This is a genomic window from Paeniglutamicibacter sp. (genome assembly GCF_046714615.1).
In the GTDB taxonomy this organism is placed as follows: domain Bacteria; phylum Actinomycetota; class Actinomycetes; order Actinomycetales; family Micrococcaceae; genus Paeniglutamicibacter.
Genome location: NZ_JBKKAP010000166.1, coordinates 1 through 8,668, shown reverse-complemented (window position 1 = coordinate 8,668; position 8,668 = coordinate 1). Strand labels below are relative to the sequence as shown.

The window sequence follows — 8,668 nt, the reverse complement described above, 5'->3', positions numbered from 1 at the left end:
GGCGGAGCCGAAGCGGAATCCGGGCGGGAACTCCAGGGTGCGCGTCGCATCGTATCCCGAGGCGAGGTGGCCGGGCATGCCCGCGGTGGGGTGTTCGGTCATGGTGGGGTTTGTCCTCAACAATCATGAACGCACCAGCGTTCGGCCGACGGTTGCCCCGAGCCTAGTGCGAATCGCCGCGGCGGGCCAGAGGCGGCCGGGGAAGCCTGGGAGGAGTCCTGCCCGAAACCCGTGCCGCGCTCGCCGGGATTCGGTAAGGCACTCCGCTGCGGCTAGGCGTTGTCCGCGTCGTGTCGGGCCTTGTCCACGCCGGCGGTTGCGTCGGCCATGAAACGTGAAATCAGCTTCACTTCCTGATCGGAGTAGGTGGCAATGACCTCCATCATGCTCGCCGCCAGGGGGGCGAACATGGCGCGCCCGTCGGCCTGCGCCTTCGGGGTCATCTTGATGCGGACCACGCGCCGGTCCTTGTCGATGCGAAGCCGTTCGATGTGGCCAATCCGTTCGAGCCTGTCCAGCAAGGCGCTGGTGGCCGGCGAACTGAGCTGCAGGGTCCGCGAAAGGTCGCCCGGCGTTGGCGGGGTTCCCGCACGCTCGAAGCGCATGATGACGGCCAGCGCGTTCATGTCCGTGCGGTGGGTCTTGTGCCGGGTCCCGGTGGACTCGACGTACCTGTCCGATGCCTGCCCGAACTGCTGAAGAAGCAAGACGAGTTCGAAGGCAGCGGCGGGATCCATGGTGACCATTCTATGCCGCGACTTGAAATAGTTCCATGATGGAAATACTATTTCATGGAGACGTAATGTTTGATGAACGGAAATTCGTCCTTTCAACGAGGAGTGGGATCGTGGGCAATCAAGTCGTGGAGACAGGTGCAGGCGTCCGTCGGCGCGGAAACCGGCCCAGGCCGGGGACGGGCAAGGCGGTGCTACGCGCGGCGCTTGCCGTCGTGCTGGTTGCAATCTGGCTGGGCGTTGCGGGAGTGGGCGGACCGACCTTCGGCAAGCTCGGCGAGGTGCAAACCAACGACCAGGCGGCATTCCTGCCGGCCACGGCCGAGGCGACCCGGGCCCTGGAGTGGCAGGCCAAGTTCCGCACCTCCGACGCCATCCCCGCCGTGGTGGTGATCGCCGGCGAATCGGCGATCGACCAGGAAGGGATCAAGGAGCTGGCGACCTCGCTCAAAGACCTCAAGGGGCTTGACGGCGACATCGTCGGCCCGTTTGCCTCCGAGGACGGGCTTGCCGCCCAGCTGCTGGTTCCCCTTGACGGCAATGCAGAGGTCGAGGATGTCGTCGAGGCCCTGCGTGCAGAGCTCGGCGAGAGGATCCCCGAGGGGACCCGCGCCTACGTCACCGGCCCGGCCGGCTTCAGCGCGGACCTGGTCGAGGCCTTCGGCGGCATCGACGGCGTGCTGCTGGGCGTGGCACTTGGTGCGGTCTTCCTGATCCTGCTGCTGGTCTATCGATCCGTCCTGTTGCCGGTCACTGTGCTGTTCACGGCCGTTGCCGCGCTCTGCGCGGCCATCCTGGCGGTGTACATCATGGCCAAGGAAGGCTGGATCCGACTGGACGGGCAAAGCCAGGGCATCCTTTCGATCCTGGTCATCGGTGCGGCGACCGACTATTCACTCCTGCTGGTGGCCCGGCACAAGGAAGCGCTGTCCCGCGGGCAGGACCGCTGGGAGGCCGCCATGACCGCGTGGAAGCGATCCGTGGAACCGATCCTGGCCTCCGGCGGCACCGTGACCGTCGGCCTGCTGTGCCTGCTCTTCTCGGACCTGAACTCCAACAAGGCGCTGGGCCCCATCGGTGCCAGCGGCATTGTCTTCTCCATCATCGCCGCACTGACGTTCCTGCCCGCCGCCCTGGCACTGCTGGGCAGGAAGGCCTACTGGCCCTTCATGCCAAAGCCGGCCATTCCGCTTGGCCGCGAGGAACTGCCCGCAGGACTGTGGGGACGGGTCGCGGGCTTCGTCGGCCGCCACCCCCGGCCCATCTGGGTACTTACCGCGCTGGTGCTGGCCGCCGGGGCATTGGGCATGACCCAGCTCAAGGCCGCCGGCGTGCCGCAGAGCGAACTGGTCCTGGGCCAAACCGATTCCCGCGACGGGCAGATTGTGCTGGGCCAGCATTTTCCGGGCGGTACCGGAAGCCCGCTGTTTGCCATCGTCGATGAAACCAAGGCGAGCGAACTCCTGGGTTTGGCCGGGGACGCCGACGGGGTGGCGTCGGCCTACCTCCAGGCAGCGGACGGCGGGCCCGCGTTGGCCGGCGCCGGCCGGGATCCCCAGGCTGTCGAGGGCCGCAACCTCATGTCGATCACCTTGGACGATGCAGCGGATTCGGACGCGGCCAAAGCCACGCTACTCGACCTGCGACAGGTGCTCCACCAACAAGATGCAGGCTCATTGGTGGGCGGCACCACCGCGACCCTGAGCGACACCGCGACCACGGCGCAGGCGGACCTGGCCAAGATCATCCCGTTGATCCTCGGCGCCATCCTTGTCATCCTCATGTTGCTGCTGCGCTCGATCGTGGCCCCGGTGCTGCTGGTGGCCACGACCCTGCTGTCCTACGGAACGGCCATGGGCGTCTCGGCCTGGGTCTTCAACGGCATCTTCAACTTCGTCGGGGCCGACCCCTCGGTTCCGCTCTTTGGCTTCGTGTTCCTGGTGGCACTCGGGGTGGACTACAACATCTTCCTGATGACCCGGGTCAGGGAGGAGTCCCTGGTCCACGGGACGCGTTCCGGGGTCCTGCGCGGGCTGGCCGTCACCGGAGGGGTGATCACGTCCGCGGGCGTGGTGCTGGCAGCCACCTTCGCGGCCCTGGGCATCATTCCCATCATGTTCCTGGTACAGCTGGGGTTCATCGTGGCCTTCGGCGTGCTGCTGGACACCTTGGTCGTGAGATCGTTGCTGGTCCCGGCCCTGGTCCGAGACATCGGCCCGAAGATCTGGTGGCCGGGCAAGCTGGGGCGCACAAGGTAACGGATCTCTCGTTCTGCGGCGGGCCCGGTACTGCTAAGCTGGATACTTGTAGATCGGTAAGGTGCGAGTACTCTGCTTGCAACCCGAGGGTCTATGCGTCGACAGATTAGATTTCCCGATCCGCCGCATGCTCCGTCTCCTTTGCGAGAGGCGCTCGCGGCCGGTCGATGTGCGCTTAGCGCCATCTTGGCTCTCTCTTTCTTCGGCGACCACGCGCGCCGAAACCGTCGTGCGAAGCTTTGAGAGAAAGTACCACGTGAGTCCTTCATTTACTTCCCTTGGCGTGCCCGCAACCTTCGCAGACGTCCTGGCGTCGCAAGGAATCGAATCGGCATTCCCCATCCAGGAAGCCACCCTTCCCACCACCCTCAACGGTGGCGACGTGCTTGGCCGCGGCCAGACCGGCTCGGGCAAGACCCTTGCCTTCTCCCTTCCCGTGGTTGCCCGCCTGGCAGCCAACCCCAAGCCCCGCAAGGCACGCTTCCCGCGCGCCCTGATCATGGCACCCACCCGCGAACTGGCCACCCAGATCGCCAAGGTCGTTGAGCCGCTGGCCAAGGCCGTGGACCTCCGCGTTGGTGTTGTCTTCGGCGGCGTCTCGCAGCTGCGCCAGGAAAAAGACCTGAACGCCGGCGTTGACATCCTCATCGCCTGCCCCGGCCGCCTTGAGGACCTCCTCAAGCAGCGCGTCGCCGACCTCTCCCGCGTGGAAATCTCCGTGCTGGACGAGGCCGACCACATGGCCGACCTCGGCTTCCTGCCGGTCGTCAAGCGCATCCTGGACCAGGCCCCCCGCGGCATCCAGCACATGCTCTTCTCCGCCACCCTGGACAACGGCGTGGACAAGCTTGTCCAGCGCTACCTGTCCAACCCGACCGTTCACTCGGTCGATGCACCGACCGCCGCCGTGAACACCATGGAGCACCACGTGTTCCTGGTGTCCAACGACGACAAGAAGGAACTGGTCCGCACCCTGGCCTCGGGTTCCGGTCGCCGCATCATGTTCATGCGCACCAAGCACCACGCCAAGAAGATGGCCGTCTGGCTGACCAAGTGCGGCATCCCGACCGTTGACCTGCACGGCAACCTGAGCCAGAACGCCCGCGACCGCAACCTCGCCGCCTTCTCGGCCGGCGATGCCCGCGTGTTGGTTGCCACCGACGTTGCCGCCCGCGGCGTGCACGTCGATGGCGTCGAGCTCGTGGTTCACATTGACCCGCCGGCAGAGCACAAGGCCTACTTGCACCGCTCGGGCCGTACCGCCCGCGCCGGTTCGGATGGCATTGTTGTCACCATCGCCACCCCGGACCAGCAGAGCGACGTGAAGTCCCTGATCAAGGCCGCTGGCCTGAAGGTGCCGATTGTCAAGGTCACCCCGAACGCACAGGTCGTCATGGACGTCGTGGGCGAACTCGCGGCTCCCGTTGCCTATGTTGCCCCGCAGCTGCGCAGCACGGCCACCGTTCGCAAGGAAACCTTGACCGACTCCGACGCAGCAGGTGGCCGTGGCCGTCGCCGCGGCGGCCGCGGCACCGCCAAGAGCGCCACCGGCGAGGCCCCGCGCAACCGCGATGAAAACCGTGGCGGAGAGCGCCGCACCGAGAACCGTGGCGGCAACGCCCCGGCCGGACGCAGTGGCGAACGCCGTACCGAGAACCGCGGCGAAGGCCGCAGCGAGAACCGCGGCGAGGGCCGTGGCTACGCTGCTCCGGGCGGCCGCGGTGGAGAACGCCGCAATGACAACCGCGGTGCCGGAGCCTCGGCTCCTCGCGGTGGCGAACGTCGCACCGACAACCGCGCCGACCGCCGTGCCGACGTGCGCCAGGACGACCGCGACGTAGCCCGTCGCAGTGCCGTCCCCAACCGCGGCTCGGCAGCGGCACGCAACAACTCGGGCCAGCGCCAGGGTTCCAGCGCAGGTTCCCGCCCCCGCGGCGGAAACACCATCGCCGACGCGCTGGGTGCATCCAAGGTCGAAGCAGCAACCGGGGCAGGCCGTGGACGCGGTCCGCGCCGCGCAACGTCGCCGGCCTCGAACGGCCGCAACAACTACTAAGGCCATTCCGACCACCATGGGTGGTTGGGCTTGAGCCATTGGCTGGGTCCGGGATTACAACGAAAGTTGTGAACCCGGGCCCAGCCTGCGTTTAAGGGGCCGCGGGAGGATTTTTCGACTTCACCCTTCGTCGGGATCCGGATACCGAGAAATCATCCTTTTAGTCGCCCGGCGCGCTGGATTGAACCAATAATCTTGAGGAAACAGCGTGCGGCCGGCGCAGGTCGAAGCGAATCATTCGATCCGATTGGCACCTGCGCACGTGGCAGCGACCCTTACGACATCGGAGACAGTCTTGATTGAATCACTGCAGCAGTTCACGTCCAATTTCCCTCCCGCATTGCAGTGGCTCGCCGTGATGCTGGTGGCGGCCGTTCCATTCATCGAGTCCTACTTTGGCTCGGCACTCGGCGTTGTCATCGGCATCAATCCGGTGATTGCGATTTTCGCCGCAATCGTGGGCAACGTAGCTTCCATGCTGCTGCTGGTCAATGGCGCGCATTTCGTGCGCGGGAAGGTTGCCAAGGAGAAGACTGCTCCGTCACTAAAGTTCGTCAAACTGCGCTCGGCCTTCGATAAGTACGGCATCGCGGGCGTCAGCCTGTTGGGGCAGACAATCCTTCCGAGCCAAATTACCTCGGCTGCGCTGGTCTCCTTCGGTGCCGCCAAGGAGAAGGTCGTTTTCTGGCAAATCATTTCCATCATCCTGTGGGGCACCGCATTCGGCCTGCTCGCATTCCTCGGCATGGACCTGGTTCTGGGGAGCTAACGAATCCGCGCTCGAGGGAGGCGAGGGTCCAAGACCCTGCAGGCCCCGAATCCGCGCTCGAATTCGGGGCCGCGGCATTTTCGCGTGGAAATGGGAGACTTTGGAGCTGATCTCTCCCGGCGAACAGCACTCACAGCCAACTCCAAGTTCCCCGGAATTCCGCGGAACTTTTCTTTTCGTTGAACATGAAAGAGTCTCAAAATCTCAAAGTTGAGCCTTACCCACTCAACTTTGAATTGACATCGTTTTGCCACCGAGTAAACTTGAGTGCAGAACGCTCAAGCGGTTGAAATCGCCTTGAACGTTGGATTATTTTCCCAAGGTAATGAAGGAGCACCCCCATGTCTCGTGCCGTAGGTATTGACCTCGGAACCACCAACTCCGTTGTATCCGTCCTCGAAGGTGGCGAGCCCACCGTCATCGCCAACGCCGAAGGCAACCGCACCACCCCGTCGGTCGTTGCCTTCGCCAAGAGCGGCGAGGTCCTGGTTGGCGACATCGCCAAGCGCCAGGCCGTGAACAACATCGATCGCACCATTGCCTCGGTCAAGCGCCACATGGGCACCGACTGGTCGGTTGCCATCGACGACAAGAAGTACACCGCGCAGGAAATCTCCGCACGTACGCTGATGAAGCTCAAGACCGACGCCGAGTCCTACCTGGGCGAAAAGGTCACCGACGCCGTCATCACCGTGCCGGCCTACTTCAACGACGCCGAGCGCCAGGCCACGAAGGAAGCCGGCGAGATCGCCGGCCTCAACGTCCTGCGCATTGTCAACGAGCCGACCGCGGCCGCACTGGCCTACGGCCTGGATAAGGGCAAGGAAGACGAGCTCATCCTGGTCTTCGACCTCGGCGGCGGAACCTTCGACGTTTCCTTGCTCGAAGTTGGCAAGGACGAAGACGATTTCTCCACCATCCAGGTCCGCGCGACCTCGGGCGACAACCGCCTCGGCGGCGACGACTGGGACCAGCGCGTTGTTGACTGGCTGCTGGCCCAGGCCAAGCAGAAGGGCGCAGACCTGTCCAAGGACAAGATTGCCCTGCAGCGCCTGAAGGAAGCAGCGGAGCAGGCCAAGAAGGAACTCTCCTCGGCCACCTCCACCAACATCTCCCTGCAGTACCTCTCGGTCACCGCCGATGGCCCGGTTCACCTGGACGAGCACCTTTCCCGTGCCAAGTTCCAGGAACTGACCAACGACCTGCTCGAGCGCACCCGCAAGCCGTTCAAGGACGTTATCGCCGAAGCCGGCGTGAAGGTCTCCGAGATCGCCCACGTGATCCTCGTTGGCGGCTCGACCCGCATGCCGGCAGTTGCCGAACTGGTCAAGGAATTGGCCGGCAAGGAAGCCAACAAGGGTGTGAACCCGGATGAGGTTGTTGCCGTTGGTGCAGCACTGCAGGCCGGCGTGCTGAAGGGCGAGCGCAAGGACGTTCTGCTCATCGACGTCACCCCGCTGGCACTGGGCATCGAAACCAAGGGTGGTGTGATGACCAAGCTGATCGAGCGCAACACCGCGATCCCGACCAAGCGTTCGGAGACCTTCACCACCGCCGAGGACAACCAGCCCTCGGTTTCCATCCAGGTCTTCCAGGGCGAGCGCGAGTTCACCCGCGACAACAAGGCACTGGGCACCTTCGAGCTGACCGGCATTGCGCCGGCCCCGCGTGGAATCCCGCAGGTCGAGGTCACCTTCGACATCGACGCCAACGGCATCGTCCATGTGTCCGCCAAGGACAAGGGCACCGGAGTCGAGCAGTCGATGACCATCACCGGCGGCACCGCGCTGTCCAAGGATGACATCGAGCGCATGGTCCGCGAAGCCGAGGAGCACGCCTCCGAGGACAAGGCCCGCCGCGAGGCTGCCGAGACCCGCAACGCCGCCGAGCAGTCCGCCTACTCGGTGGACAAGCTCATCAAGGACAACGCCGACAAGCTGCCCGAAGAGGTCAAGACCGAGGTCCAGGCCGACGTTGACGCCTTGAAGAAGGCCCTGGAATCCCAGGACAACGACGACGAGGTCAAGGCCGCGTTCGAGAAGCTGCAGGCTTCGCAGACCAAGCTGGGCGAGGCCATCTACTCGCAGGCACAGAGCGAAGGCGCAGCAGCGGCCGACGACGCCGAGGCACCGAACGCCGATGAAGACATCGTCGACGCCGAGGTCATTGACGAAGACGAAAAGAAGTAAGGGGCGCATCAACCATGTCAGAGGAAATTCACGACGAGGGTGCCTCCAAGGAAGAGGTCACTCCTGTTGACGAAGCCCATGACTCGGGCGACGCGTTGAGCCAGGCCGAAGCCATCCTCAACGAGGCCGGCAGCGAGGCCGGGGATGAAACCCCGGTCAGCGACAAGGAAGCCGAATTGCGCGACGACCTGTTGCGCCTGCAGGCCGAGTACGTCAACTACCGCAAGCGCGTCGAGCGCGACCGCGATGTTGCGCGCGAAAGCGCCGTGCAGTCGGTCATCGTCAACCTGCTGCCGGTACTCGATGACATCGAGGCCGCACGGGCACACGGCGACCTGGTCGACGGACCGTTCGCCTCGATCGCCAACAAGCTCGACACGGTGCTCGAAGGCCTCGGCCTGGAGCGCATCGCCGAGGCCGGCGTGGCGTTCGACCCGAACATCCACGAGGCACTGATCCAGCAGCCGCACGCCGAGATCCCGGCGGACCACGTGGCGCAGGTTCTGCGCTCGGGGTTCAAGAAGGGTGAGCGCATCCTTCGCGCGGCCCAGGTGATCGTTTCCCTCGGGGAGTAGGCACCAAAAGGCGGCACCGGCAGCCATGCAGGTGGCGCCCCCCCCCCCAAGGTTGGGGGGCGCGCCGGGGGGGGGGGGGGGGGGCCC

Annotated in this window: 6 protein-coding genes; 5 read left to right on the top strand and 1 reads right to left on the bottom strand. The window is 65.0% G+C overall.

Going from position 1 to position 8,668, the window contains the following annotated elements; all coding sequences use genetic code 11:
• Window positions 1–272 precede the first annotated feature (272 nt).
• Window positions 273–737, bottom strand: a complete 465-nt coding sequence (locus ACLQ7E_RS19625) for a MarR family winged helix-turn-helix transcriptional regulator (RefSeq protein ID WP_411734257.1) — start codon at window positions 735–737, stop codon at window positions 273–275.
• Between the two features lie 188 nt (window positions 738–925).
• Between ACLQ7E_RS19625 and ACLQ7E_RS19620 the strand changes: the two genes are divergently transcribed.
• From ACLQ7E_RS19620 to ACLQ7E_RS19600, 5 genes are all read left to right on the top strand, one after another.
• Window positions 926–2,992, top strand: a complete 2,067-nt coding sequence (locus tag ACLQ7E_RS19620; RefSeq protein WP_411734258.1) for an MMPL family transporter — start codon at window positions 926–928, stop codon at window positions 2,990–2,992.
• A 256-nt stretch (window positions 2,993–3,248) separates the two neighbouring features.
• On the top strand, window positions 3,249–5,048 hold the full coding sequence (locus ACLQ7E_RS19615; protein WP_411734256.1) for a DEAD/DEAH box helicase: 1,800 nt from the start codon (window positions 3,249–3,251) through the stop codon (window positions 5,046–5,048).
• Window positions 5,049–5,256: 208 nt separating this feature from the next.
• Complete coding sequence (locus ACLQ7E_RS19610) at window positions 5,257–5,817, top strand: hypothetical protein (protein ID WP_411734255.1); 561 nt, start codon at window positions 5,257–5,259, stop codon at window positions 5,815–5,817.
• Between the two features lie 341 nt (window positions 5,818–6,158).
• Entirely contained in the window at window positions 6,159–8,006 is a 1,848-nt protein-coding gene (dnaK, locus tag ACLQ7E_RS19605; RefSeq protein ID WP_411734254.1) for a molecular chaperone DnaK, read from the top strand.
• A 14-nt stretch (window positions 8,007–8,020) separates the two neighbouring features.
• On the top strand, window positions 8,021–8,581 hold the full coding sequence (locus tag ACLQ7E_RS19600) for a nucleotide exchange factor GrpE (RefSeq protein ID WP_411734253.1): 561 nt from the start codon (window positions 8,021–8,023) through the stop codon (window positions 8,579–8,581).
• Window positions 8,582–8,668 lie beyond the last annotated feature (87 nt).

What these genes read in the sequence shown, in the direction of transcription:
- ACLQ7E_RS19600 (WP_411734253.1), top strand. Translation starts at nt 8,021, where the DNA reads ATGTCAGAGGAAATTCACGACGAGGGTGCCTCCAAGGAAGAGGTCACT.
- dnaK (WP_411734254.1), top strand. Translation starts at nt 6,159, where the DNA reads ATGTCTCGTGCCGTAGGTATTGACCTCGGAACCACCAACTCCGTTGTA.
- ACLQ7E_RS19625 (WP_411734257.1), bottom strand. Translation starts at nt 737, where the DNA reads ATGGATCCCGCCGCTGCCTTCGAACTCGTCTTGCTTCTTCAGCAGTTC.